The sequence below is a fragment of the Rhizobium sp. BK512 genome, assembly GCF_014194915.1.
Classification (GTDB): Bacteria; Pseudomonadota; Alphaproteobacteria; order Rhizobiales; family Rhizobiaceae; genus Rhizobium.
The window spans coordinates 689,727-716,037 of sequence record NZ_JACIAS010000003.1 but is presented as its reverse complement, the minus strand read 5'-3'; the positions used below and the strand labels follow the sequence as shown (position 1 = coordinate 716,037).

24 protein-coding genes and 1 pseudogene are annotated in these 26,311 nt (G+C 60.7%); 16 read left to right on the top strand and 9 right to left on the bottom strand.

What is annotated here, in order from left to right; genetic code table 11:
• Positions 1-4: 4 nt before the first annotated feature.
• From FHX06_RS14165 to FHX06_RS14115, 11 genes and pseudogenes are all read left to right on the top strand, one after another.
• Positions 5-994: an ABC transporter permease gene (locus FHX06_RS14165; RefSeq protein WP_029616356.1), complete on the top strand. Its 990-nt coding sequence runs from the start codon at positions 5-7 to the stop codon at positions 992-994.
• Complete coding sequence (locus FHX06_RS14160; protein WP_018114477.1) at positions 991-2,001, top strand: ABC transporter permease; 1,011 nt, start codon at positions 991-993, stop codon at positions 1,999-2,001. Before FHX06_RS14165 ends, FHX06_RS14160 begins: the two co-directional genes overlap by 4 nt.
• On the top strand, positions 1,998-2,318 hold the full coding sequence (gene rhaM / locus FHX06_RS14155; RefSeq protein WP_018114476.1) for an L-rhamnose mutarotase: 321 nt from the start codon (positions 1,998-2,000) through the stop codon (positions 2,316-2,318). The genes FHX06_RS14160 and rhaM overlap by 4 nt, the downstream gene beginning before the upstream one ends.
• The gene (locus FHX06_RS14150) at positions 2,315-3,682 is read left to right on the top strand and encodes an FGGY-family carbohydrate kinase (protein WP_183879740.1); all 1,368 of its coding nucleotides are present in this window, start codon (positions 2,315-2,317) and stop codon (positions 3,680-3,682) included. Before rhaM ends, FHX06_RS14150 begins: the two co-directional genes overlap by 4 nt.
• A 78-nt stretch (positions 3,683-3,760) precedes the next feature.
• The gene (locus FHX06_RS14145) at positions 3,761-4,516 is read left to right on the top strand and encodes a fumarylacetoacetate hydrolase family protein (RefSeq protein ID WP_183879737.1); all 756 of its coding nucleotides are present in this window, start codon (positions 3,761-3,763) and stop codon (positions 4,514-4,516) included.
• 116 nt (positions 4,517-4,632) lie between these two features.
• Complete coding sequence (locus FHX06_RS14140; protein ID WP_183879729.1) at positions 4,633-5,517, top strand: helix-turn-helix domain-containing protein; 885 nt, start codon at positions 4,633-4,635, stop codon at positions 5,515-5,517.
• A gap of 162 nt (positions 5,518-5,679) precedes the next feature.
• The gene (locus FHX06_RS14135) at positions 5,680-7,845 is read left to right on the top strand and encodes a TonB-dependent siderophore receptor (RefSeq protein WP_183879728.1); all 2,166 of its coding nucleotides are present in this window, start codon (positions 5,680-5,682) and stop codon (positions 7,843-7,845) included.
• A 90-nt stretch (positions 7,846-7,935) separates the two neighbouring features.
• A pseudogene (locus FHX06_RS36050) lies at positions 7,936-8,713 on the top strand (ABC transporter ATP-binding protein).
• Between the two features lie 3 nt (positions 8,714-8,716).
• Entirely contained in the window at positions 8,717-9,592 is an 876-nt protein-coding gene (locus FHX06_RS14125) for an ABC transporter substrate-binding protein (RefSeq protein WP_183879725.1), read from the top strand.
• Positions 9,576-11,573: a Fe(3+)-hydroxamate ABC transporter permease FhuB gene (gene fhuB, locus FHX06_RS14120; protein ID WP_409564393.1), complete on the top strand. Its 1,998-nt coding sequence runs from the start codon at positions 9,576-9,578 to the stop codon at positions 11,571-11,573. The genes FHX06_RS14125 and fhuB overlap by 17 nt, the downstream gene beginning before the upstream one ends.
• Entirely contained in the window at positions 11,570-12,619 is a 1,050-nt protein-coding gene (locus FHX06_RS14115; protein WP_183879723.1) for a siderophore-interacting protein, read from the top strand. Before fhuB ends, FHX06_RS14115 begins: the two co-directional genes overlap by 4 nt.
• 7 nt (positions 12,620-12,626) lie before the next feature.
• Here FHX06_RS14115 and mmsB read toward each other — a convergent pair whose 3' ends face one another.
• The 7 genes from mmsB to FHX06_RS14080 all read right to left on the bottom strand — a co-directional run bounded on the left by mmsB (position 12,627) and on the right by FHX06_RS14080 (position 19,809).
• Entirely contained in the window at positions 12,627-13,508 is an 882-nt protein-coding gene (gene mmsB, locus FHX06_RS14110; RefSeq protein ID WP_183879721.1) for a 3-hydroxyisobutyrate dehydrogenase, read from the bottom strand.
• Between the two features lie 9 nt (positions 13,509-13,517).
• Positions 13,518-15,113 carry a GMC family oxidoreductase gene (locus FHX06_RS14105; protein ID WP_183879719.1) on the bottom strand — a complete coding sequence of 532 codons (1,596 nt, stop codon included), beginning with the start codon at positions 15,111-15,113 and terminating at the stop codon, positions 13,518-13,520.
• A 111-nt stretch (positions 15,114-15,224) separates the two neighbouring features.
• Positions 15,225-16,214: a branched-chain amino acid ABC transporter permease gene (locus FHX06_RS14100; protein WP_183879717.1), complete on the bottom strand. Its 990-nt coding sequence runs from the start codon at positions 16,212-16,214 to the stop codon at positions 15,225-15,227.
• 1 nt (position 16,215) lies between these two features.
• Positions 16,216-17,103, bottom strand: coding sequence for a branched-chain amino acid ABC transporter permease (locus FHX06_RS14095; protein ID WP_112546243.1), 888 nt, complete (start codon positions 17,101-17,103; stop codon positions 16,216-16,218).
• Between the two features lie 4 nt (positions 17,104-17,107).
• A complete protein-coding gene (locus tag FHX06_RS14090) occupies positions 17,108-17,809 on the bottom strand; it encodes an ABC transporter ATP-binding protein (RefSeq protein ID WP_029869009.1) in 702 nt (233 codons plus the stop codon).
• Positions 17,809-18,594: an ABC transporter ATP-binding protein gene (locus FHX06_RS14085; RefSeq protein WP_112546241.1), complete on the bottom strand. Its 786-nt coding sequence runs from the start codon at positions 18,592-18,594 to the stop codon at positions 17,809-17,811. Before FHX06_RS14085 ends, FHX06_RS14090 begins: the two co-directional genes overlap by 1 nt.
• A 3-nt stretch (positions 18,595-18,597) precedes the next feature.
• Positions 18,598-19,809, bottom strand: a complete 1,212-nt coding sequence (locus FHX06_RS14080) for an ABC transporter substrate-binding protein (protein ID WP_183879715.1) — start codon at positions 19,807-19,809, stop codon at positions 18,598-18,600.
• Between the two features lie 252 nt (positions 19,810-20,061).
• Here FHX06_RS14080 and FHX06_RS14075 point away from each other — a divergent pair, with 252 nt between their 5' ends.
• A complete protein-coding gene (locus FHX06_RS14075) occupies positions 20,062-21,012 on the top strand; it encodes a LysR family transcriptional regulator (RefSeq protein WP_112546240.1) in 951 nt (316 codons plus the stop codon).
• Here FHX06_RS14075 and FHX06_RS14070 read toward each other — a convergent pair whose 3' ends face one another.
• Positions 21,013-21,351 (bottom strand): cupin domain-containing protein, encoded by a 339-nt coding sequence (locus tag FHX06_RS14070; protein ID WP_113208356.1) that lies wholly within the window; start codon positions 21,349-21,351, stop codon positions 21,013-21,015. It abuts the gene before it with no gap.
• Between the two features lie 168 nt (positions 21,352-21,519).
• Between FHX06_RS14070 and FHX06_RS14065 the strand changes: the two genes are divergently transcribed.
• The 4 genes from FHX06_RS14065 to FHX06_RS14050 all read left to right on the top strand — a co-directional run bounded on the left by FHX06_RS14065 (position 21,520) and on the right by FHX06_RS14050 (position 25,236).
• On the top strand, positions 21,520-22,707 hold the full coding sequence (locus FHX06_RS14065) for an acyl-CoA dehydrogenase (RefSeq protein WP_183879713.1): 1,188 nt from the start codon (positions 21,520-21,522) through the stop codon (positions 22,705-22,707).
• Positions 22,708-22,803: 96 nt separating this feature from the next.
• On the top strand, positions 22,804-23,262 hold the full coding sequence (locus FHX06_RS14060; RefSeq protein WP_113114443.1) for a DUF4126 family protein: 459 nt from the start codon (positions 22,804-22,806) through the stop codon (positions 23,260-23,262).
• Positions 23,262-24,623 carry an FAD-containing oxidoreductase gene (locus tag FHX06_RS14055; RefSeq protein WP_183879711.1) on the top strand — a complete coding sequence of 454 codons (1,362 nt, stop codon included), beginning with the start codon at positions 23,262-23,264 and terminating at the stop codon, positions 24,621-24,623. Before FHX06_RS14060 ends, FHX06_RS14055 begins: the two co-directional genes overlap by 1 nt.
• A gap of 28 nt (positions 24,624-24,651) precedes the next feature.
• Positions 24,652-25,236, top strand: a complete 585-nt coding sequence (locus FHX06_RS14050) for a DedA family protein (RefSeq protein ID WP_112546235.1) — start codon at positions 24,652-24,654, stop codon at positions 25,234-25,236.
• On the opposite strand, the gene FHX06_RS14045 is transcribed toward FHX06_RS14050, so the two are convergent.
• Positions 25,226-26,269, bottom strand: coding sequence for an NAD(P)-dependent alcohol dehydrogenase (locus FHX06_RS14045; RefSeq protein ID WP_183879710.1), 1,044 nt, complete (start codon positions 26,267-26,269; stop codon positions 25,226-25,228). The genes FHX06_RS14050 and FHX06_RS14045 overlap by 11 nt on opposite strands.
• Between the last annotated feature and the right edge of the window lie 42 nt (positions 26,270-26,311).

The following is a 26,311-nucleotide window of genomic DNA, read 5'->3' as shown; positions in this document are numbered from 1 at the left end:
GGGCATGATGAGACTGATCAGAAAACGCGAAACCCTGCTCTTCGCCATCATCGTGGTGATGATTGCCGTGTTCTCGACGCGCGCAGCCGATTTCGCCACACCGGATAATCTCGCCGGCATCTTCAACGATACGGCAATCCTCATCATCCTGGCGCTTGCCCAGATGACGGTGATCCTGACGAAATCGATCGACCTTTCGGTCGCAGCCAACCTCGCCTTTACCGGCATGGCGATCGCGATGATGAACGCCGCCTTTCCCGGACTGCCGCTCATCGTTCTCATCCTTGCGGCAGTCGTGATCGGCGCAACCCTCGGCTCGATCAACGGTTTCCTCGTCTGGCGGCTCGAAATACCGCCGATTGTCGTTACCCTCGGCACCCTCACCATCTATCGCGGCATGGCCTTCGTGCTCTCGGGCGGCGCCTGGGTGAACGCGCATCAGATGACGCCGACCTTCCTTGCCGTTCCTCGCACGCCGATCCTCGGCTTGCCTGTGCTGAGCTGGGTCGCCATCATCATCGTCGCGCTGATGTACATGCTCCTGCGCTACAGCCCGTTCGGCCGTTCGGCCTATGCAACCGGCGGCAATCCGACCGCCGCCATTTATGCCGGTATCGATACGGGCAAGACGAAATTCCTGGCCTTTGTGCTCTCGGGCGCGCTCGCCGGTCTTTCCAGCTATCTCTGGGTTTCCCGTTATGCGGTCGCCTATGTTGATATCGCCAACGGTTTCGAACTCGACAGCGTCGCGGCCTGCGTCATCGGCGGCATTTCGATTGCCGGCGGTGTCGGCTCGGTTGCCGGCACGGTGCTCGGCGCGCTCTTCCTCGGTGTCATCAAGAACGCCCTGCCCGTCATCGGCATTTCGCCTTTCACGCAGATGGCGATCTCAGGAACCGTCATCATTCTCGCCGTCGTCTTCAATGCAAGGCGCGAGCGCAATCGCGGCCGCATCATCCTGCGGGATCGCGCAGCAGCGGAGGTCGCAGCATGAGCGCCGTTTCGTCAACACCCGAAAAGCGCGTCATTCCCGATCGCCTCGGCACACCCTTCAAGCGTGTCATGTCAAGCTGGGAAGTGCTGCTCTTCGGTGTGGCCGTCCTGATCTTCATCTTCAATTCCGTGGCTTCGCCCTATTTTCTCGATGCCTGGAACCTCTCTGACGCGACCTTCAACTTCACCGAAAAGGCGATGATCGCCTTTGCAATGGCGCTGCTCGTCATCGCAGGTGAAATCGACCTGTCGGTTGCCGCGATCATCGCGCTTGCTTCCACGGCCATGGGTGCTGCGGCGCAGGCCGGCGTCGGCACACCGGGCCTCGTGCTGATCGGCATCGGCACCGGTCTTCTCTGCGGCATCTTCAACGGTGTGCTCGTTTCCGTGCTGAAACTGCCGTCGATCGTCGTCACCATCGGCACGATGAGCCTCTTCCGAGGCATTTCCTACATCGTGCTCGGCGACCAGGCTTATGGAAAATATCCGGCTGATTTCGCCTATTTCGGCCAGGGTTACGTCGTCTGGGTTTTCTCTTTTGAATTCGTGCTGTTCATCGTACTGGCGATCCTTTTCGCCATCCTGCTGCATGCCACGAATTTCGGCCGGCAAGTCTACACGATCGGCAACAATGATTTTGCCGCCCGCTTCTCCGGCATTCCGGTCGAGCGCGTAAAATTCATCCTCTTCCTGCTGACCGGTGTGATGAGCGGCATCGCCGCCGTTTGCCTCACCTCGCGCCTCGGCTCGACGCGCCCGTCGATCGCTCAAGGATGGGAGCTGGAAGTCGTCACCATGGTCGTGCTCGGCGGCATCTCGATCCTCGGCGGTTCCGGCACGATCGGCGGCGTCGTTATCGCTGCCTTCGTTATGGGCCTCGTCACTTTCGGTCTGGGGCTCCTGAACGTACCCGGCATCGTGATGTCGATCTTCATCGGCCTGCTCCTGATCATCACCATCGCGATCCCGATCATCGCCCGCCGCATCAAAGCCATGAGCGCCAAATGACCCTGGAAAAACACGCCTTCAAGATGAAGCTCAATCCCGGCATGGAGGCCGAATACAGGAAGCGGCATGACGAGATTTGGCCGGAACTTGTCGATCTGCTGCATCAGTCCGGCGCCAGCGACTATTCGATCCATCTCGACCGCGAGACCAACACGCTTTTCGGCGTGCTGACCCGGCCGCAGGATCACACGATGGCAAGCCTGCCGGACCATCCCGTCATGAAGAAATGGTGGGCGCATATGGCTGATATCATGGCGTCCAATCCCGACAATTCGCCCGTACAGAGCGACCTCGTTACTGTTTTTCATATGCCATGAGCGATTACCGCCGCATCGCCGTTCTCGATATCGGCAAGACAAACGCCAAGGTCGTCGTTCTCGACAGCACGACGGGCGCAGAAATCGCCGTCCGCAAGCAGCCGAATACGGTCATCCGCGACGGCCTCTATCCGCATTATGATATTGAAGCACTCTGGAGCTTCGCTCTCGCCTCGCTGAAAGCCTTTGCGAGCGAGCCGGGTTTCGATGCGATCTCGATCACCACGCACGGCGCGGCCGCCGCCCTGCTCGGCGCGGACGGCAAGCTTGTGATGCCCGTCATCGATTATGAGCATGAATATCCACAGGAGATCCGGGACGCCTATGACGCGTTGCGGCCGCCCTTCTCCGAAACCTTCTCGCCCCGTCTTTCAATGGGCCTGAATATCGGCGCACAACTCCATTACCAGAAAACGGCTTTTGCCGAAGAGTTTGCCAAGGTCGCAACCATCCTCACCTATGCGCAATATTGGTCGGCACGATTGACCGGCGTGGCGGCAAACGAGGCAACCTCGCTCGGCTGCCACACGGACCTCTGGAACCCGAAGACCGGTGCCTACTCTTCGCTGGTCGATGCGCTTGCCATTCGCGACCGGATGGCGCCGATCCATTCGGCCTTTGATCCACTCGGTCCCGTTCTGCCGGACATTGCCGAAGAAATCGGTCTCTCGGTGCCGGTCTACTGCGGCATCCATGATTCCAACGCGTCACTGCTGCCGCATCTCGTCGGCCGCGAGGCGCCCTTTGCCGTCGTCTCGACCGGGACCTGGGTCATCAATTTCGGCGTCGGCGGGGATCTCGCCCATCTCGACGCCAAGCGCGATGCGCTCGCCAATGTCGATGCCTATGGCCGCGCCGTGCCCTCCTCCCGTTTCATGGGCGGTCGCGAATTCGAAATCCTGTCGGCCGAGATCGGCAAGCTTGGCGATGCTGAGGCAAAAGCTGCTATCGCGGATGTCGTCGAAAGGGGCATCATGCTGCTGCCGAACGTGGCACCCGGCTCGGGCCCCTTTCCGGGCAAAGTCAGCCGCTGGATCAACGTGGAAGATGCGAGCCGCGACGAACAATATGCCGCTGCCTGCCTCTATCTCGCATTGATGACGGAGGCCTGCCTCGGGCTGATCGGCGCCAAAGGCCCAATCATCGTCGAAGGCCCTTTCGCATTGAACGAGACCTATCTGTCGCTGATTGCCGCAATCACCGGCCGTGATACGATGGCGCTGCCGGGCTCGACCGGCACCAGTCAGGGCGCTGCCCTGCTTGCCGGCATCAAGCCGGTATCAGGGGTGGAAAAACACTTCTCGCCCCAGGCAATTCCAGGCCTTCCCGCCTACCGGGATCGCTGGTACGCCGCGATGGAATAACAGTCTTTCCAAGACTAGCCTTGTCCACGTCGGCTGCGCCGCTACTGTGGCACCTCTCGATTTGATGGAGGAAACAGCATGACTGATTCATTCGACCCGCGCGCACTCGCCACCAAACTCCGCGGCTTGCGCCAGGCCGCAAAGCAGGAGCCGACGAGCGCTTTTTCATTGCCGGCTGATCTGAACCAGGCGATGGAAACCCAGAATGCCCTGAAGGCTGAAGAAGGGATCGCGAGCAACGCCTGGAAGGTCACGTCCTCGCCCGAGGGCCAGCCGGTTACAGCACCTCTCCATCCCTATGCCGAAGCCGTCTCCGGCGCGACCATTGCCTGGTATCCGGGCCTGAAGTTCGAAACCGAAATTGCCGTTCGCTTCGGCAGGGATCTGCCCTACCGCAAGGGCACCCCCTACAGCCGTGCCGAAGTGCTGGAGGCGATCTCCACCGCCTATCTCGGCGCCGAACTGCTGGTCAGCGCGGTCAGGGAAAGCGGTGCTGTCTCCTTCCTTCTCTTCCTCGCAGATCGCCTCGGCAATAGCGGCTATGTGCTCGGCCCCTCCGTCGCAAAGAGTTTCATCGATACCGCCGCAAGCACACCGCTGAAGGTCACCCAAGGCAGCAAGACGATCTATGACGGCCTAGCCAAACATCCGAAGGGCGACGTCGTGACCTGGCTGGTCGATTACGCCAACGACCCGCTGCGCCCGGAAGATTCGCTGAAATCGGGCGCGCTTGTCACCACCGGCACGCTCAGTGGCGCCGTCGAACTCACCGAACCCGGCGAGATCGACATCCGCTTCGGCGACAGCGCAAGGTTGACCTTCTCCGTCGTCTGATACCGGCATTTCTACCCGCATGAACTGGATGATTGTCATCCCACTCCGCCTCCTGTATTAAACTTGAGTTTATTACGAAGGTTTATTTCGGCGTCCAGCCGGAGACAGAAGTGGAAATGACGTTTCAACCGCGCATGCAAAACAGGATTCATGGCTTTTCCGTCACCAAAGGCGTCAATCGCCGGGTGTGGAACGGCATCGTGGCGGATGTCTGGGATGTCGACTGCGATCCCCATTCCGGCGGCTACTACGTATCGCGCGACCCGCGGCTTTTCATCCTCCTTGAGAAGCGCGGGCCGGGCAATTCGCGGGTAAAACTCTCGCCGCGTGCCCATGGCACGGTCCAGGACACCGAAAAGCGGCCGATCTCCTATGTGCCGGCCGATATGGAAGTCTGGGCAGATCTGGTGGATGTGCATTCCCTGCGCCATCTCGATATCCATTTCGATGTCGAGACCATCGGCCGAAGGCTCGGCGATGATCTCGATCCGCAGCGCCTCGCCAATGCCCAGCTCCTGTTTTCCGACGAGCGGCTGTTGTCGCTCGCCCAGTTGATTGCTGCTGAATGCGTCAATCCGCAGCCGCTGCATGATCTCTATGGCGACGGCCTGTCGCTCTCCCTCATCATCGATGTACTGAAGCTTACCAAGGTGCAGCCGCGCAAGCGCAGCAAGCTTGCCGGCTGGCAATTGCGCCGTGCCACCGATTTCATCGAGGAAAACTGCCTGCGCAACATCCGGCTTGAGGAACTGGCATCTGTCACCGGCCTGTCGCAATCGCATTTCAGCCACGCCTTCAAGGCATCGACCGGTGTGGCACCGCATCAATATCAGACCAATCTCCGCCTCGAGCGCGCAAAACATCTGCTCGTGCGCAGCGAGTATCCTCTGACGACCATCGCCGTCGAAACGGGCTTTGCTGACCAAGCCCATTTCACCCGTGTCTTCCGCAAGAATCTGGGAACCACGCCGGCGAACTGGAAAAAGGCGCAGATTGCGTAGGTGCAACGCGCCTGAGCTTTTGCGCGCCGGGCGGAATATTGCCCAAGAACGTTCAATTTCCACCCGATCAGGACAATCCGCCCAATTAAATTTGAGTTAAACACTCGACTTATTCAAGGCCATTGCGCGGCAGGAAAAGCCGCGGCACGAGTGGGGTAATCTATGCGAGCGCAGACCAAAGGGCTCACCTTCAGGACATATCTATTGGCAGGAACGGCTGTCACCGGCATCATGGCGATCTCTTCCGCCGTTGCCCAGGATGCCAATCCCACGCAGTTGGCGCCGATCGTCATCCAGGGCGCCGGCGATGAAACCGCCACCAGCCCCGTCAAAGGCTATGTTGCAAAAACCTCTTCCACAGGCTCCAAAAGCGATACGCCGCTGAACGAGATCCCGCAGTCGGTCTCCGTTATCGGCAAGCAGGAAATGGACGATCACGGCATCACCAACAAGATCGACGAGGCCCTGCTTTATACGCCCGGCGTCACGACCCAGCCCTTCGGCAACGATCCCGATACGGACTGGTTCTATATCCGCGGCTTCAACGCGACCCAGACCGGCGTCTTCTTCGACAACCTGAACCTCTTCAGCTACGGCTTCGGTGGTTTCCAGATCGATCCGTTCATGCTGGAGCGCGTCGAGGTTCTGAAGGGGCCGGCCTCGGTTCTCTACGGTGGCGCCAATCCGGGCGGCATCATCAATCTCGTCCGCAAGCGCCCACTCGACGAGCCGCTTTATTACACCGATATCGGTATCAACAGTAACGGCAACGCCTTCACCGGTTTCGACATATCCGACAAGGTTGGCTCCAGCGATACGATGACCTACCGTATCACCGGCAAGGTCTCCGGCGGCGACAACTACTCGGATTTCTCTCATGATTTCCGCGGCTTCATCATGCCGCAGCTGAAGATCGCACCTGACGATACGACGAGCTTTACCGTCTGGGGTTATCTCGCCGGCCTCGATCAGGTCCATACCGGCAACGGTTTCTTCCCATATGTCGGCACGGTCGTAGACGCGCCCTTCGGCAAGATTCCGCGCGACGCCTTCTACGGCGAGCCCGATATCGACGACGGCAGTTATGTCCAGAAAATGATCGGCTATGAATTCGAGCACGAATTCGACAGCGGCGTGAAATTCACCTCGAACTTCCGTTATGGCCGGCTCGACAAGCATGAGCAGGGCCCATACCTCAACGGCTATGTCGGCGGCGTTCCGACAGCACCGGATTACGATCTGGCTCGTATCGGCTTCGAAGGCCGTTCCGGCGTCGATTCCGTCGGTATCGACAATCGCATCGAGGGCGAGGCCGAGTTCGGCGGCGCAACGCATAACCTGCTCGCCGGCATCGACTACAAATATTACCGGTTGGACAATTGGCAGGCTTGCTGCGGCTCTAACCCGATCAGCGCAACCGATCCGGTCTACGGCACGCCGCAAGGAGCCAATTTCGTTTACGCCGATGGCATCGTCACCATGAAGCAGATCGGTATTTACGCTCAGGACCAGATCCATTTCGGTGATGGCTGGCTGCTGACATTGAATGGCCGTTATGACCATGTCGATATCGACTCCGATGCCGCGATCGGGACGAGCTACAGCTTCGATGATGGCGCAGCCAGCGGCCGTGCCGGCCTCGCCTACGAGTTCGACAATGGCCTGACCCCCTATGTCAGTGTCGCAAGCTTCTTCAACCCGTTGATCGGCACCGGCATTTCCGGCCCGCTCAAGCCTGAGGAAGGCTATCAGATCGAAGGCGGTGTCAAGTATGAGCCGACTTTCTTCGACGGCGTGATTACGGCCTCGGTGTTCCAGATCGACAAGCGCAACAATGCCGTGACGAACCCGGTCACCTTCGAACAGAGTCAGCTCGGCAAGGTGCGTTCGCGCGGCTTCGAACTCGAAAGCAAGGTCAACGTCAACGACAACTGGAAGGTCACTGCCGGGCTCGACTATACCGACATGGAAGTGCTTGAAAACGAAGCCAACCCGCTTCTCGTCGGTAAATCCCCCTACATCACGCCGAAAGTCAAGGCTTCGCTCTGGATCGACTATCTCGTCACGACGGGCGCGCTGGAAGGGGTGAGCTTCGGCGCCGGCGTTCGGCATCAGGGCTGGTCCTGGGCTGACGAGGCCAACACCGAGAAGGTACCGGCAGCGACCGTGTTCGACGCGGCCATCCGCTACGAAAAGGAAAATTGGGCGGCGTCGCTCAACGTCGCCAATCTCTTCGACAAGGAGTATGTGTCGAGCTGCCAGGGCCTGACGGTCTGCGGTTACGGTGACGCACGCACGGTCACTTTTAAGCTTAGCAAGAAATGGTAAGTTGACAAATCGAGTTTAGTTTTTCAGGAAGCTGCATGAACGGGAGGACATAGTCCTCCCGAACCCTTGCAGCAAAGCCGGAGTTTCCTCGTGTCCACGCCCTTCCTGAACCTTGCCGGGATCGATTACGCGATAGGCAACAGGCCGATACTTGACGGTATCGATCTGACACTTGAGGCTGGCCGTATCTATGGCCTCGTCGGCCCAAACGGCTCCGGCAAAAGCACCCTTCTGAAGATCATTGCCCGGCAGATCGCCCCGAAGAGCGGGTCCATCTCTTTCGACGGGAAGGCGGCCGCCGACTGGGGCAGTCGCGCGTTCGCCCGCCATGTCGCCTATATGCCTCAGTTCACGCCAGCAACCGATGGCATGACTACGGGAACTGGTGGCGCTCGGCCGCTTCCCCTGGCATGGTACGCTCGGCCGCTTCAGTGCCACCGATCGCGACATGGTCGAAGAAGCAATCGTCCGCACTGAGCTTGAGGATTTTGCCGATCGTCTCGTCGCGAGCATGTCTGGCGGCGAGCGCCAGCGCGCCTGGATCGCCATGATGCTTGCCCAGAACGCCCGCTGCCTGCTGCTCGACGAACCGACGTCGGCGCTCGATCTTGCGCATCAGGCCAGCGTGTTGTCGCTGGTGCAAGAACTCAGCCATGAGCGCGGGCTAACCGTCGTCATAGTGCTGCACGACATCAACCTCGCGGCGCGCTACTGCGATGCGATCATCGCGCTCAACCGTGGCCGCATCACCGCCGAAGGCACGCCAGCCGATATCATGCAGGCCGACATGCTGCAGTCGATCTTCGGCGTCGGCATGGGCGTTTTCTCGCACCCGGTTCGAAACGAGCCGGTCAGTTATCTGTTGTAGGCCATGGCATTTTTCTCCCGCAGGCAGCTTCTCGCCGGTGCGGCGGCCACGCTGTCGGCCCCGGCTTTACTGCGGGCGGCCGATAGCATCCGTGTCGCGACCCTCGATTGGGCCTTGCTCGAAACCCTGCTGGCAATCGGCGCCAATGTTGTTGCCGGAACAGAACTTCGCCAGTTCCGCGAGGTGGCGGTCATACCCGCGGTGCCAGATGATGTCGCCGATCTCGGCCTGCGGGGCACGCCAAACCTCGAAGTACTGCGGTTTGCCCGACCGGACCTGATTTTCAATTCGAACTTCTACGCCTGGGCGGATGCCCGTATGCAGCCGATCGCACCCGTCGAAAGCCACGCGATCTATAAGCCTGGCGAGAGCCCTTACATGCTCGCAGAACAGGCAACAATCGCCATCGGCGATCGGCTAGAGCTCGATGCTGCGAGAAAGCTCATAGAAGAGCTTGCCGGAAGGCTGGACCGCTACAAGGCTACATTTGCGGCGGGCGACGGCCGGCCTGTCCTTCCGATCAATCTCGGCGATGCCAGGCATTTTCGCGTCTTCGGTTCCGACAGCATGTTCGGCGAGGTGTTGAAGCGCGTCGGTCTGATCAACGCCTGGCAAGGCGCGACCAGCTACTCGGCTGCGGCCCCTGTCGGCATCGAGACGCTGGCCTCCATGCCGGATGCCTGGATCGTCATGATCCCGCCGCATCCCGTTGATGCGCTCGCCACGCTGTCGACAAGTGCCTTCTGGAATGCGTTGCCGGCAGTACGCGAGAAACGCGTGCTCGTACTTGGTTCGATCAACCCCTACGGCGCGCTGCCTGCTGCCAAGCGCTTCGCCGATCTTTTGCAGGAGGGGCTTGGTCATGCATGGAATGGCTAGCCTTGCTCAGCCCGCCCGCGGTCACAGTCTTCCGCTTGCGGCGATTGTGCTTCCCGCCCTTTGCGTCGCTGCCTTCGTGTTTCTGATCGCGACACGCCCGCAGGTGCCCGGCAATGCCGTTCAGGCGGCCGCCCTCGATAGCGTTTTGCTTTGGAACAGCATCCTCCCCCGCTCTGTGCTGGCGCTGGTTGCCGGTGCTGCGCTCGGACTTTCCGGAACGTTGTTGCAGCGCGTGCTGCGCAATCCGATAGCCGATGCCTCCACACTCGGCATTGCCTCCGGTGCAGAACTGGCGATGACGGCAGCGCTTAGTTTCTCGCCGTTGCTGATCGGCCCTTCGCGAGAGATCGTCGCTTTCGGCGGCGGCCTTGGCGCCGTCGCGATCGTGCTGGCGCTCAGTTGCCGACGCGGGCTCGATCCGGTCACCGTGGCGCTCTCCGGCATGATCGTCAGCATGATCGCTGCAGCGCTGAGCGTGACCCTCATCCTCGCGCGCGGCGAATATGCCATGTCGATCTATATCTGGGGTGCTGGCTCGCTGAGCCAGCAGGACTGGGATGGCGTCATCACGCTCGCACCCCGCCTCGTTCTCGGCTTTGTCTCCGCCCTGATCCTGATACGACCGCTGCGCATCCTGACGCTCGACGACAGCAGCGCCAGAAGCCTCGGCCTCGCGCTGCATATGGCGCGTTTTGCCGTCCTCGCGCTCGCTGTCTGGCTTGCAGCCTCGGTCACCTCTGAAGTCGGCGTCATCGGCTTCCTCGGCCTCGCAGCACCAGCCATCGCCAGGCTCCTGGGTGCGCGCAGTACCGGAAGCCTGATGATCGCTGCGCCACTGACCGGCGCCGCTTTACTGTTCCTTACCGATTGCCTGACGCAAATTCTCGGCCCCGGCTTCACCGATCTCGCCCCTACCGGCGCTGCCACCGCGCTGCTCGGCGGTCCCTTGCTGCTGTTCCTGCTGCCGCGCGTGCATTCCGTCTCGGCCGTGGCAGCGCAGTCAACACAGGCGCTCAGGAGGCTGTCGAAGCCAATCACCGCCCTTGCCATGCTGTCAGCCGCAATCCTGCTACTCTTCGCACTCTTCCTCACGCTCGGTCCGTCCGATGATGGCTGGCATATGGCCACCGGCGTGCTCTTCACTGACGTCCTGCCTTTCCGCCTGCCGCGCACGTTAGTTGCGGCCGGTGCCGGTGGCATGCTCGCCGCCGCCGGCTTCATCATGCAGCGCGTCACCGGCAATCCGATCGCCAGTCCGGAAGTGCTCGGCATCAGCAGCGGCGCCGGAGCGGGCCTGACTGTCGCGCTCTTCCTGTTCGGCTTCCCGTCGCCCGTCATCATGCTGCTTGCTATGGCGCTTGGCGCGCTCGCGGCTTTCGGCGCGATGATCGCCATTTCCGCTCGCGCGCAGTTTTCGCCGGAGCGCATGCTGCTCGCCGGTGTCGGCATCGGCGCCTTCGCAATGGCAATCGTCACGATGGTGCTCGCGCAGGGCGACATGCGCGGTTACATCCTGCTCACCTGGCTTTCGGGCTCGACCAATCGCGCGGGTGCTTTTGAAGCCTGGACGGCAATGATTTCGCTCATCGTGCTGGTGACGCCGCTGCCCTTCCTCGGCCGCTGGCTGACGATGTTGCCGCTCGGCGGCAATTCCAGTCGATCTCTTGGCCTCCGGGTCGGCGCAAGCCGCCTGGTTCTGGCCGTGCTCGCCGCACTGATGACGGCGATCGCTTCATTCCTGGTCGGCCCACTCAGCCTCACCGGGCTCATCGCCCCGCATCTGGCGCGTCTGGCCGGCTTCGACCGACCTGCACATCAGCTTGCTGCGAGCGTGCTTTCAGGCGCCGGGGTGCTGATGACGGCCGACTGGCTCTCGCGTGTCGTCATCTACCCCTATCAGGTGCCGGTCGGCCTTTTCACCGCCCTGATCGGCGGCCCCTACCTCATCTGGCTGCTTTCGCGAAAGGACATCAAACAATGATGGGCGAACCCTTTACCGCATCCGGCGTCGCAATCGCCGTCGATCCAGGCCGAATGCTCGACGAGCTTTGCTCGCATTTCGTCGAGCACAGCACCGTGAAGCGCGACGGCGATCTGGTCACGCTGGAAATGATTACCGGCAAGGCCGATATCCGGCACGAGGGCCGCAAGCTTGAGATCGAACTCTCGTGCCGAAGTGCGCGTGCACTCCAGAATGTCCGCTCGGTGCTTGCCGAGCATCTCTTTCAGTTCGCCGGCGAAGACACGCTGGAGCTGACATGGTCGGACGCACCGAAAGCCGACCACCTGCCGGATCTGCGCGAAATCCGCGTGATCGGCGCTCGTAACATCAGCCCGCATATGCGCCGGGTGACTGTGGCATGTGATGATGCCAGGCATTTCGCGCACGGCGGGCTGCACTTCCGCCTGCTGATCCCACCGAAGGGTCGTGCGCCCGTATGGCCAAGGCTCCGCTCCGATGGCCGCATTGAATGGGCGAAGGATGAGGATGCGCTGACCGTGCGTATCTACACGTTCCGCAGGATCGATCTGGAGCGCGGCCAGATCGATATCGATTTCGTCTTGCATGAGGGCGAAAACATGCCCGGCGCCGAATGGGCGGTGAATGCGCAGCCCGGCGATATCGCCGGTGCGCTCGGCCCCGGCGGCGGCGGTGTCCCCGATGCCACGTCGATGATCCTTGCCGGAGACGAGACGGCCCTGCCCGCGATCTCGCGCATTGCGGCAGAAGTTCCCGCGGGAACGAAGTTGCGTATCTTCCTCGAAGTCGATGGTACCTCGGAGGAATTGTCGCTGCCGTCCGCTGGCATTGTCGACCTGACCTGGATGCATCGTAACGGCGCGCCGGCCGGCACCATGGGTCTCATCGAAAGCGCCATCAAAGGCGCACTGACGGATGTCGACGCAGAGACCTTCGTCTGGGCCGGCTGTGAACGATCCGAGGCCAAGCGCATCCGCGATTTCCTCAAGACCGAACGTGGCCACGACCGGCACAAGATGAGCATCGGCGCCTATTGGGAGCGGTAGAGGCGCCTTATGCCTTTTCGCGGAACATCTCGATAATGGCGGAGAAATCCCTGCCGCCGTTGCCGAGCTTCTCGAAGAGTGCGTAGAGCTGCGCGGCTTCCGCACCAAGCGGCGTGGACGCACCGCTCGCGAGTGCAGCCTCCTGCGAAAGCCTCAGATCCTTCAGCATCAGTGCTGCAGCAAAACCCGGCTTGTAGTCATTGTTGGCCGGCGAGGTCGGCACCGGTCCCGGCACCGGGCAATAGGTGTTGATCGACCAGCATTGGCCGGATGAGGTGGAGGCGACATCGAAGAGCGCCTGATGCGAGAGACCGAGCTTTTCGGCAAGCACGAAGGCTTCGCAGACGCCGACCATGGAAATGCCGAGGATCATGTTGTTGCAGATCTTCGCCGCCTGTCCGGCGCCTGCCTCACCGCAATGAACAATCTTCTTGCCCATAGCCTCTAGGATCGGCTTTGCCTTGGCAAAGGCCTCTTCCGAGCCGCCTGCCATGAAGGTCAAGGTACCGGCGCTCGCTCCGCCCGTGCCGCCGGAAACGGGTGCGTCGAGCGACAGGCAGCTTGCTGCTTTCGCCATTTCGTTCGCCTTGCGGCTGCTTTCGACATCGATGGTCGAGCAATCGATGACGAGCGTACCCCGCGCCGCCGATTGCAATATGTCGGCCCAGGCCGTCAGCACGTGCTTGCCCTGCGGCAGCATGGTGATGATGATCTCGGCCTCCTTGACCGCCTGGCTGGCATGGCTGGCCGGTTTCACGCCGCTTTGCTCCGCAGCCTTCAGCACCGGAGCCGCCAGATCGAAGCCAAGAACCTCGTGGCCGGCTTTGACGAGATTGGCAGCCATTGGCCCGCCCATGTTGCCAAGCCCGATAAATCCGATCCTTGCCATGCTCTTCTCCTATCTGTTGTCCTCGATGATCATGGCCGCCGCCTTTTCGGCAATCATGATCGTCGGCGAATTGGTATTGCCCGAAGTGATGGCCGGCATCACCGAGGCATCCGCGATCCGGAGCCTGCCGAGCGCCCGCAATCTTAGCCGCGGATCGACGACGCTGTCCCTGTCGATGCCCATGCGGCAGGTGCCGACCGGATGAAAAATCGTCGTGCCGATCTCGCCTGCCGCCTTTTCCAGTTCCGCCTCGTTTCGGTAGCTCGGCCCCGGCTTGAACTCCTCTGGATGAAAGCGGGCGAAGGATGGCTGCGCGACGATCCGGCGCGTCAGCTTTATCGAGCGAACAGCTATGTCGCGATCGCGCTGTGTCGAGAGGTATTTTGGCGCAATGACGGGCTGAGCGGCAAAATCGGGGCTGGAGACATGCACAGAACCGCGGCTTTCGGGCCGGAGATTGCAGACACTCGCCGTGATTGCCGGAAAGGAGTGGACGGGATCGCCGAACTTGTCGAGGGATACAGGCTGCACATGATACTGCAGATCGGGTGTTTCCTTATCAGGGCCAGACCGCGTGAAGATGCCCAGCTGGCTTGGCGCCATCGCCATGGGTCCGGAACGGTGCATGAGATATTCGAGGCCTATTGCCGCCTTGCCGAGCAGCTTCGACGCTTTTTCGTTGAGTGTCGGCACACCTGTCACCTTATAGGCAAGCCGAAGCTGCAGATGATCCTGCAGGTTCTCCCCGATGCCCTTCACCTCGGTCAGCACGTCGATACCGGCCTGATGGAGAACGTCACCGCGGCCGACGCCTGACAGCTCCAGAATGTGTGGCGAGCCGATGGAGCCGGCCGAAAGCACCGTCTCCTTCGCTGCATAGGCCCGCTTCGCCCTGCCGCCATGCTGGAACTCGACGCCGGTGACGGAGCCCTCCTCAACCAGCAGCCGCCGCACCTGCGCTTTGGTCATGACAGTGAGATTGCCGCGTTTCATGGCCGGGCGCAGGAAGGCCTTCGTCGCGTTCCAGCGGATGCCGGCGCGCTGGTTGACGTCGAAATAGCCGGAGCCTTCGTTGCTGCCGCGATTGAAATCTGCCGTTTCGGGAATGCCGGCCTCCTTGGCCGCCTGCTGGAAGGCATCGAGCACATCCCAGCGCACGCGCGCCTTTTCCACGCGCCATTCGCCGCCGGCGCCATGCATGTCGTCCTCGCCCCTATAGTGATCCTCCGACTTGCGGAAATAGGGCAGCACGTCGTCCCACCCCCAGCCGGTGCAGCCCATCTGCCGCCAGAGATCGTAGTCGCGGGCCTGACCGCGCATATAGATCATGCCGTTGATGGAGGAACAGCCGCCGAGCACCTTGCCTCGCGGATAATTCAGCGCCCGCCCGTTCAGCCCGTCCTCGGGCGCGGTCGTAAAACACCAGTCGGTGCGCGGATTGTTGATGCAATAGAGATAGCCGACGGGAATATGGATCCAGTGGTAGTTGTCGTTGCCGCCCGCCTCCAGCAGCAAGACCCTTGTATTGCGGTCGGCCGATAGCCGGTTTGCGAGCACGCAGCCGGCACTGCCTGCCCCGATGATGATATAGTCGTAGCGATCCATGGATCATGCACTCCGAAATGGCTGCCCTCCCGCCTCCCCGGGGCAGCGGAGGCGGGATTTTGCGGCGCCGCTGCACATCTTTTCCCATTGCAGGAAAAGAGGTCCGCCCGTTCAGCGGCGGTAGACAAAGCCCAGTTTACGCCCGAGCCGCGAGGCGTAGAATTCGCCGATAATACCACGGCGGAAGATCAGCACGCAGATCATGAAGACCACGCCGGTGATGATAGTCACCGGAAATTCCGACGTCGCGAGATAATTCTGCAGCGTCACGACGAGGCCAGCGCCGAATACCGGGCCGATCAGCGTGCCGATACCGCCGAGCAGGGTCATCAGGATCACCTCACCCGACATCTGCCAAGCGACATCCGTCAGCGTCGCAAACTGAAAGACCAGAGCCTTGACCGATCCTGCCAGCCCGGCAAGAGCTGCCGACATTACGAAGGCTCCGAGTTTGTAACGCGCCACGGAATAGCCGAGCGAGATTGCCCGTTGCTCGTTCTCGCGGATCGATTTCAGGATCATGCCGAAGGGCGAATTGATGAAGCGCCAGATGATCAGAAGTCCGATCAGGAACACCGCCAGCACGAAATAATACATGTTGGTGGAGCTGCTGAGATCGACGAAGCCGAAGAGGTGGCCGCGCGGCACAGACTGGATGCCATCCTCACCTTCAGTGAATTTTGCCTGCAAGCAGAAGAAGAAGAACATCTGCGACAGCGCCAGCGTGATCATGGCGAAATAGATACCCTGGCGGCGGATCGCAAAGAAACCCATGACGAGGCCCAGAAATGCGGCCCCGGCGACGCCGACGAGGATGCCGAGCTCGGGCGGAAAGCCCCAGGATTTCACCGTATAGGCGGTGAAATAGGCAGCTCCGCCGAAGAAGGTGGCATGGCCGAAGGACAGCAGTCCCGTGTAGCCGAGCAGCAGGTTGAAGGCACAGGCAAAGAGCGCGAAGCAAAGCAGCTTCATCAGGAAGATCGGGTAGAAGAAGAAGGGCGCGAGCAAGAGAAGCAGGAGCCCGATGATCAGGAACGCGGTCTGCACCGATAAAGCAGTGCGGCTCTTTTCCGTTCGGATGGTTTCGGTGATGTCAGCCATGTCACGCATCCCGGCCGAAGAGGCCCGCGGGCCTGATGAGAAGCACGATCGCCATGATGACGAAGACGACGATATTGGAGGCCTCCGGATAGAAGACCTTGGTTAGGCCTTCCGCGATGCCAAGCACATAGCCCGTGATGATGGCGCCCATGATCGACCCCATGCCGCCGACGACGACCACGGCAAAGACGACGATGATCATGTTGGAGCCCATCAGCGGCGAGACCTGGTAGATGGGGGCGGCGAGCACGCCGGCGAAGGCCGCAAGGCCGGCGCCGAGCGCATAGGTAAAGGTCAGGAGCACCGGGACGTTGACGCCGAAGACCTGCACGAGCGTGGCGTTTTCCGTCGCCGAGCGCAGATAGGCGCCGAGCTTGGTCTTTTCGATCAGCAGCCAGGTGCCGATGCAGACGACGAGCGAAACGACCACCACCCAACCGCGATAGATCGGCAGGAACATGAAGCCGAGATTCACGCCCCCGGCCAGTGCCGGTGGCGTCGCATAGGGTTGGCCGGATGAGCCGTAGAGATAGCGGAACGTGCCTTCGACTGCGAGCGCCAGACCGAAGGTGAAGAGCAGGCCGTAGAGCGGATCGAGATCATAGAGCCGGCGAAGGAAGAGCCGCTCGATGACAGCACCGGCCAATCCGACGATGACGGGCGCCAGGATCAGCGACGGCCAGTAGCTGATCCCGAGATAGTTCAAGAGCAGGTAGGCCACGAAGGCGCCGAGCATGTACTGGGCGCCGTGCGCGAAGTTGATGACACGCAGAAGACCGAAAATGATCGCAAGACCAAGGCTCAGAAGCGCATAGAAGGACCCGTTGATCAGGCCGATCAGCAGCTGGCCGAGCAGTGCCTGCAAGGGAATGCCGAAGATCATCGTCATCGCGTCACACTCCCAGAACCTTGTGCAGCATATCCATGCGCTGCGGCAGTTCGCCGACCGGGAATTCCGAGACCATCTGCCCATGATCCATCAGATAGAAGCGATCGGCAATACGGCTTGCGAAACGGAAATTCTGCTCGACGAGCACGATCGTCATGCCGCGCTCCTTCAGCGTCCTGAGAACCTCGCCGATCCGCTGCACGATAACAGGCGCCAGCCCCTCGGTTGGCTCATCGAGCAGCAGCAGGCGCACGCCGGTGCGCAGAATGCGGGCGATCGCCAGCATCTGCTGCTCGCCGCCCGAGAGCTTGGTGCCGGAGCTCGTGCGCCGCTCGTAAAGGTTCGGAAAAAGCTCGTAGATTTCATCGAGGGTCATGCCGCCGGGCGCTACGACCGGCGGCAGCATCAGATTTTCCGAAACCGTCAGCGTCGAAAAAATACCGCGCTCCTCCGGTACGAAGCCGATGCCCTTATGGGCGGTCTTATGCAGCGGCACCTGCATCATATCCGTCCCAGCAAAGCTGATCTTTCCCTTCCGGGAGCGCACAATACCGGTGATGGTGCGCAAAGTCGTCGTCTTGCCGACGCCGTTGCGGCCGAGAATGGTAATCATCTCGCCCTCGCCGACCATCATATCGATGCCGTGCAGGATATGGCTTTCGCCATACCAGGCGTTCAGCCCCTGAACTTCCAGAAGCGGCGCCATCAGTGATGCTCCTCCGTGCCCATATAGGCCTGGCGCACGCGCTCATCCTGACTGACTGTTGCGTAGTCGCCCTCGGCGAGGATCTCGCCGCGCTGCAACACGGTGACATGCTGGCAGATATTGGCAACGACGGACAGATTGTGCTCGACCATCAGAACCGCGCGGTCGCGGGCGACATCGCGAATGATGGCGGAGACGACGCTGACATCCTCCTGCCCCATACCGGCCATCGGCTCATCGAGAAGCAGCACTTTCGGATCGAGCGCGAGAGTGGTCGCAATCTCCAGTACACGCTTGCGCCCATAGGAGAGGTCGGCGGCGATATGATCACGCTCCTTGGAAAGCCCGACACTGGCGAGCAATTGCTCGGCCCGATCATTGAGGCTGTCGAGCGCCGAAAGCGGTCGCCAGAACTGCGTGGAAAGATTATTCGGCCGCTGCAGGGCGACCCGGACATTATCGAGCACGGAAAGATGCGGGAAGACGGCAGAGATCTGGAATGAACGGACGAGGCCCATGCGCGCCACCCGGTCCGGCGGCGTCCTGGTGATGTCGGTCCCCATCAGCGTGATGGCGCCTGATGTCGGCTGCAGGAACTTGGTGAGCAGGTTGAACACCGTCGTCTTGCCGGCACCGTTCGGCCCGATCAGTGCATGGACGCTCGCATCATGCACATCGAGATCGACATTCTTGACGGCCGTGAAGCCGCCGAAATCGCGGCGCAGGCCGCGGGCGGAGAGTACCACCCGCGGCTTGGCTCCAGTTTCAATCGCGGAAACCGCCATCGTTCACTTCACCAGATCGCAGCCGCTCTTGGCGGGGTCGATATAGGCTTCCTTGCCCGGGATGGTGGCGAGAACGTTGAAGTAATCCCACGGCTCCTTGCTTTCCGCGGGCTTCTTGACCTGCAGCAGGTACATGTCATGGATCATGCGACCGTTCGGGCCAACCGTGCCGCCACGGCCGAAGACGTCATCGACAGGCATTTCGTGCAACTGCTTGGCGACGGCCTCCGTCTCATCCGTTCCGGCCTTCTGGATCGCCTTGAGATATTGCAGAACCGCCGAATAGGTGCCGGTGTGGATCATGTTCGGCATCTTGCCAGTACGGGCAAAGAATTTCTTGGCGAATGCGCGGCTGTCGTCGTCGCGGTTCCAGTAATAGCCTTCCGTCAACGTCAGGCCCTGAGCTGCTTCGAGGCCAAGACCGTGAACTTCGGCGAGCGTGAAGAGCAATGCCGCCAGATGCTGGCCGCCTTGGGTGATGCCGAACTCTGCCGCCTGCTTGATGGCATTCGACGTATCGAGGCCGGCATTGGCAAGGCCGATAACCTTGGCGCCCGATGATTGTGCCTGCAGCAGGAAGGATGAGAAGTCCTGTGTCGACAAGGGATGGCGTACCGAACCGACGACCGTGCCACCGCTTGCCTTTACATAGTCGGTGGTCTGCTGTTCCAGCGAGTAGCCGAAAGCGTAATCCGCCGTCAGGAAGAACCAGCTGTCGCCGCCCTGCTTGACCAGTGCCCCGCCGGTACCGACGGCAAGTGCATGGGTGTCATAGGCCCAGTGGAAGCCATAAGGCGAGCAGGCCTTGCCGGTGAGATCAGTCGTCGCAGCACCCGTGACGATATCGATCTTCTTCTTTTCCTTGGCGACCGCCTGGACTGCGAGCGCAACCGAAGAGGTCGTCAGTTCCATGATGGCATCGACCTGTTCGGTGTCATACCACTGGCGGGCAATGTTGGAGGCGATATCAGGCTTGTTCTGGTGGTCGGCATCGACGATCTCGACCGGCATGTCCAGCACCTTGCCGCCAAAGTCCTCGACGGCCATCTTGGCGGCCTCGACAGAGGATTTGCCGCCAAAGTCGGCATAAACGCCCGACTGGTCGTTCAGGATGCCGATCTTGACCTTACCATCGGAAATAGCTGCGCTCTGGGCAAACACGGCGGTGCTGCTTGCAAGCAAAAATGCAATGGACGCAATGAAATTCTTTCGCATATTCTCTCCTCCCAGAGATTGGCCAGATCGCGAATCTGTTCAAATTTGGCGATCCACTCTCCTCAAAGCGGCCGCTCCACCCTTACGATCACGGAATTTCCTCCACGAGGCAACTGGCGGTTTACATCTAATTCCAAACAGTATCTGTTCGTTTTTGAACAGAACCCGTCATAATGGTGCTCCGCCAACAGTCGCAGCGCTCTCGTTGCCGGGCGACATTAGACCAAAGACGTAGACGGATGGGCGACGCCGATGAGCCATGCTTCGCAGTTTACTTGGGACGATCTGCAGTTTTTTCTAGCCGTCGCCCGCACGGGCCAGCTTTCAACGGCGGCCCGGCAGTTGCGCTCAAGCCATGCGACCGTCTCACGGCGCATTGATCGGCTGGAATTCGCATTGAAGGTCAAGCTCTTTGAGCGCAATCCGCGCGGTTACGTGCTGACTGCCATGGGCACACGTTTTGTAGAAACCGCCGAGAAGATGGAACAGGAAACGGAACGGCTGCGCGCCGATCTCGCCGATGGCTCGCTCAGCCAGCGCGGCCTCGTGCGCCTCAGCGCACCGGAAGGTTTTGCGAATTTCTTCTTTGCGACCGTCCTGCCGCAATTTGCCGCCCGCCATCCGCATCTGGCACTGGAACTCGTCACCATCCAGCAGATCATGTCGCTTTCCCGTAAGGAGGCGGATATCTCGGTCGTCCTCGACGAGCCCAAAGGTGGCCCCTACTTTGCGGAAAAGCTGACGGACTATCATCTGCAGGTCTACGCCTCGCGCGACTATCTCGCCCGCGCAGCACCCATCGCCACGCGTGACGACCTGCTGAACCATCCCTTCATCAGCTATATCGAGGAAATGATCTTCGCACCGGGGCTAGATTATCTCGGCGACGTGCATCCGCGCATCAAGCCGCAATTCCAGAGTTCCAGCATCTTCGCGCAGTTGACGGCCACCAGAAACGGTCTGGGCCTCGGCATCCTGCCCTATTTCTTTGCCTGCCGTTATCCCGAACTGGTGCGCGTGCTGCCTGACGAGATCGATCTCAAGCGGCATTACTGGATCACCTGCCATCGGGATCTGAAGCAGGCGCCGCGCGTGCGCGCCGTCATCGACTTCCTGCGCGAAGCCGTGCGCAGCGAAGACGCCTGTTTCATACCGCCCTACATTGGCTCCGCCGCAGCTCGAAAGGCAAAGGCAGAAATGTGACTACTTCAGGAATTCGGCGCGATGCGGAGTAAAGGTGTCGATGAGGCGCCCCTTTTCCAATGCCTTGACACCATGGACCAGATTGGGTGGCACAATGAAGCTGCCGCCCTGTTTCAAGACTTCGGTGCGACCATCGATCGTCACCTCGAAGCTACCTTCGGCGACATAGCTTGCCTGGATATGCGGGTGGAAATGAGCCGCACCCACGGCGCCCGCCTCGAAAGCGACCTCCACCATCATCATCTCGGGCAGATAGGCCATGATACGGCGAGTCACGCCCGGTTCGGGGTTTACCCATTCGGCACCTTCCGCCGATACGAAGAGATCGCTCGATGACATGTCTGCTCCTCACATCCGAATCCATTGCGCGCAAACTGGCGCACCAGCCGGCATTTGAAAAGATGTGCCCTGATCTTTGTCGGGATGGTCGCCTTGTTGACGCCGCAAACAGGCAGGTCTATGCGACCTTAAGTCAGGCATGCGTGATTACAGGTGAGGAGACTGGACATGCGGCATACGCGCGAGGTTTTCGACTGGGCTGATCCGTTTCGGCTCGTGGAACAGCTGACCGACGAGGAGCGCATGGTGCAGGACACCGCCCATGCTTACGCGCAGGAAAAGCTCGCCCCCCGTGTTCTTGAAGCCTTTCGCAACGAAAAGACCGATCCGGAAATATTCCGGGAGATGGGCCAACTCGGCCTTCTCGGCCCGACAATCGATCAGGAATATGGCGGCGCTGGCCTCGGATACGTCGCCTACGGGCTGATTGCCCGCGAAGTAGAGCGGATCGACAGCGGTTACCGTTCGATGATGAGCGTACAGTCCTCGCTTGTCATGGTGCCGATCGACGCCTTTGGTTCCGAAGAGCAGAAGAAGAAATATCTGCCGAAGCTTGCGACCGGCGAATGGATCGGGTGTTTCGGCCTGACCGAGCCCAATCACGGCTCTGATCCGGGCTCCATGGCGACACGGGCAAAGCAGGTCGATGGCGGTTATAGCCTGACGGGCTCCAAGACCTGGATCTCGAACGCGCCGATTGCCGATGTCTTTGTCGTCTGGGCAAAGACCGAGGATGGACTTATTCGCGGATTCATCCTGGAAAAAGGCTCGAAGGGCCTGTCGGCTCCAAAGATCCAGGGCAAGGTCGGACTTCGCGCCTCGATCACAGGCGAAGTCGTCATGGACAATGTCTTCGTACCGGAAGAGAACCTGCTGCCCCATGTCAGCGGTCTCAAGGGACCGTTCACCTGCCTCAACTCCGCTCGCTTCGGCATTGCCTGGGGTGCGCTGGGCGCGGCCGAAGCCTGCTATGCAACGGCTCGGCAATATACGCTGGACCGCCAGCAATTCGGCCGGCCGCTCGCCGCCAACCAGCTCATTCAAAAGAAGCTTGCCGATATGGCAACCGAAATATCGCTCGGGCTCCAGGGATGTCTACGTCTCGGCCGCATGAAGGAAGAGGGCCATCCACCCGTCGAACTGACATCGATCCTCAAGCGCAATTCCTGCGGCAAGGCGCTGGAGATTGCGCGAGCAGCCCGCGACATGCTGGGCGGCAACGGCATTTCCGACGAATTCGGCGTCGCCCGCCACCTCGTCAATCTCGAGGTGGTCAATACCTATGAAGGAACGCATGACATTCATGCGCTTATTCTCGGTCGCGCGATCACAGGCATTGCAGCCTTCTCCAACTGATTCAGTCGCGCACGAGGCGAATTGCAAGCTGGATAACAATGTGCAAACCTCCCCTCACCGCGGCAGACAGGCCGACGGTGCAAGGGGGATTTGCATATGTTTCTGCTGCTCGCACTTCTGATCGGCGTCATTGCCGGTCTTCGCGCCATGACCGCACCTGCCGCCGTGGCCTGGGGCGCGGCGCTCGGCTGGTTCGATGTCTCCCAGACACCGCTCGCCTTCATGGGCTACCAGTGGACACCGTGGATTTTCACGGTGCTGGCTGTCGTCGAGCTCATCACTGACCAGCTGCCGACCACCCCCTCGCGCAAGGTGCCCGTCCAATTCGGCGCACGCATCGTTATGGGGGCACTTTCCGGCGCAGTCATCGGCGCGGCCAGCAGCCTGCTCTTCGGAGGCCTTCTCGCCGGCGTCATCGGCGCTGTCATCGGCACGCTTGGCGGGGCTGCGGTGCGCAGCAAGCTCGCGGCCTCTTTCGGCCAGGATCGGCCGGCAGCCCTGATAGAGGATGCCGTGGCCGTCATCGGTGCCATTATTATCGCGTGGGCAGTCTGATGAAGAGCTTCGACGCAATCTTCATCGGCGCCGGCCAGGCCGGCCCATTCCTCGCTGCCCGCATGGCGGAAAAGGGTATGAAGGTGGCGCTGATCGAACGCAAGTTCCTCGGCGGCACCTGCGTCAACGCAGGCTGCATGCCGACAAAGACGCTGGTCGCAAGTGCGCGCGCCGCCTACGTGGCGCGGCACGGCGCCGATTACGGTGTGCGGATACCGGGCGAAATCGCTATCGACATGAAGACCGTGCGGGGTCGAGCAGAAACAATCATCATGAATGCCCGCAACGGTTTGAGCAGTTGGTTCAGCGGCATGAAAACCATGACCGTCATCTACGGCCACGCCCGCTTCACGAGCCCGAAGGAAGTCGTCGTCAACGGCGAGACGCTGACGGCGCCGAAGATCTTCCTCAATGTCGGCGCTCGCCCTGTCGTCCCCGACATGCCGGGCATTGGCGATATCGAGTATCTCACTAGCACCGGTATCATACATCTCGACAGCCTGCCGAAGCATCTTGCCATTATCGGCGGAAGCTATATCGGCCTGGAATTTGCACAGATGTACCGGCGTTTCGGCGCCGAGGTAACGGTGATCGAGCGCGGCCCGAAACTCGCCTCCCGCGAGGACGAGGATATTTCCGATGCGATCGCCGATATCCTCAGATCCGAGGGCATCAAGATCCATACAGACGTCAAGGATATTAGCTTCGCCAGAACCAACAATGGCGCGACGGTCACGGTCGACAAGGAAACAATCGAAGCAAGCCATGTGCTCGTCGCGACCGGCCGGACGCCGAATACCGACGACCTCGGTCTCGATGCCGCTGGCGTGGCCACTGACAAGCACGGCTTCATTACCGTCGATGACCGGCTGGCAACCAATGTCGAAGGTATATGGGCACTCGGAGATTGCAACGGCCACGGTGCCTTCACCCATACGTCCTACAATGACTTCGAGATCGCCGCAGCTAATCTGCTGGACGGTGGCGACAGGAAACTGTCGAGCCGCATTCTCGCCTACGCCCTCTATATCGATCCGCCGCTTGGTCGCGTCGGCATGACGGAAAAGCAGGCACGCGCCTCGGGCCGCAAGATCATGGTGTCGACCCGCCCGATGAGCAAGGTCGGCCGCGCCAATGAGCGCGGCGAAACCAAGGGCTTCATGAAGGTGGTCGCGGATGCGGAGAGCAAGGAAATCCTGGGTGCGGCGATCCTCGGGATCGAGGGCGACGAGGTGATTCACGGCATCATCGATGCGATGAATGCCGGGACGACCTATCCGGTGCTGCAGTGGTCGGTACCGATCCATCCCACCGTTTCGGAATTGATCCCGACGCTTCTGGGTGATTTGAAGGCGATCTGATAGATCGCAATCAGCCGGAGGCCGGTCATTGAATATCGAACTGCTGATCGAAAATTATGGCCTGCCGGCAATCTTTCTCGGCACCGCCTTCGAGGGCGAAACTGCTGCCTTTCTCGGCGGCGTCATCGCGCATCGCGAGCTTCTAACCTATTGGGCCGCCTCGATGGCAGCTTCGGCGGGATCATTCGCCGGAGATCAGATGTGGTTCTTTGCCGGCCGCTATGCAGCCCAATGGAACTTCGTTCGCCGCGTGATGGAGACACCGGCGCTTGCACGCGTCACGCGACTTCTCGAAAAATATCCGACCGGGTTCATCTTCGCGTTCCGCTTTCTGGTGGGATTGCGGACGATCAGCCCGATCGTCATCGGCACGACACACATCTCGACGCAGAGGTTTCTCGTGCTCAACCTCCTGGCGGCGCTCGTCTGGGGACAGCTCTTCACCGCGCTTGGTTATGCCTTCGGCCACGGAATTCACCAGATATTCGGCCGCCTGCCACTGCATCATCATCTGCTGATAGCACTTGGCGCCGCGGCCCTGATCGCGGGCGCGGCGCTGGTGCTTCGCAAGAGGAAATTTGGTCAAGTACCCGTAAAGGGTCCTAGTCCATGACGATCTGCAGTTTGACATCATCAGGACGTGCCTCGACCGCACGATCGAAGGCCTTGATCGAATCTTCGAAGGTGAACGTCTCTGATATCAGCGGCTTCAGGTCGACACGCCCCGATCCGAGAAGCGCGATCGAGCGCTCATACTGATGCGCGTAGCGGAACACCGTCTCGATGCGAATTTCCTTCGTCGAAGCCGTCGAGACGTCGAAACCGACAGGATTGACCGGCAGGCCGACGACGACGATAGCGCCGCCCGGACGTGGCAGAGACATGATCGTCTCCCAGGCCTTCGGTGAACCTGAGCATTCGAAGACGACATCCGCACCCCAGCCATCAGTCAGCCGGCCGACTTCCTCAGCAAGGTTCTTTTCGCGAATGTTGACCGGAATGACACCTTGATACTGCGCAGCTATATCGAGCTTCGGCTGGGCAAGATCAGCAACGATCGCACGGGCGCAACCGCCAGCGAGCGCGGCGATCGCAACCATGGTGCCGATCGGGCCGGCGCCGAGGACAACGGCCGTGTCGCCGGGTGCGATCTTCGCCTTGGTGGCTGCCTGCATGCCGACCGCGAAAGGCTCGACCATTGCGCCTTCGGCGAAGCTGACATTGTCCGGCAGCTTGAACGTATAATTGGCCGGGTGCACGACCTCGGGGGTTAACACGCCGTGGATCGGCGGCGTCGCCCAGAAGGTGACGGCCGGATCGACATTGTACATGCCGAGCCGGCTTGCCTTGGAATTGGGATCAGGAATGCCAGGCTCCATGCAAACGCGATCGCCAACCTTCAGATAAGTAACGCCGGAGCCGACCTCGACCACCGTGCCCGCCGCTTCGTGGCCGAGCACCATCGGCTCGTTGACGATAAATGGACCGATTTTGCCGTGCGTATAATAATGCACGTCGGAGCCGCAGACACCAACGGTATGGATCTTGATCTTCACCTGCCCCGGACCTGTCTCCAGAGGCAGATCGATATCGCGAAGCGCAAGCTCATGCTGGCGCTCCAGAACCAGCGCACGGACTTTTGTCATGATCGGTTTCCTTCCCTATGGCTCCCGCGGTTCATGGGGCGC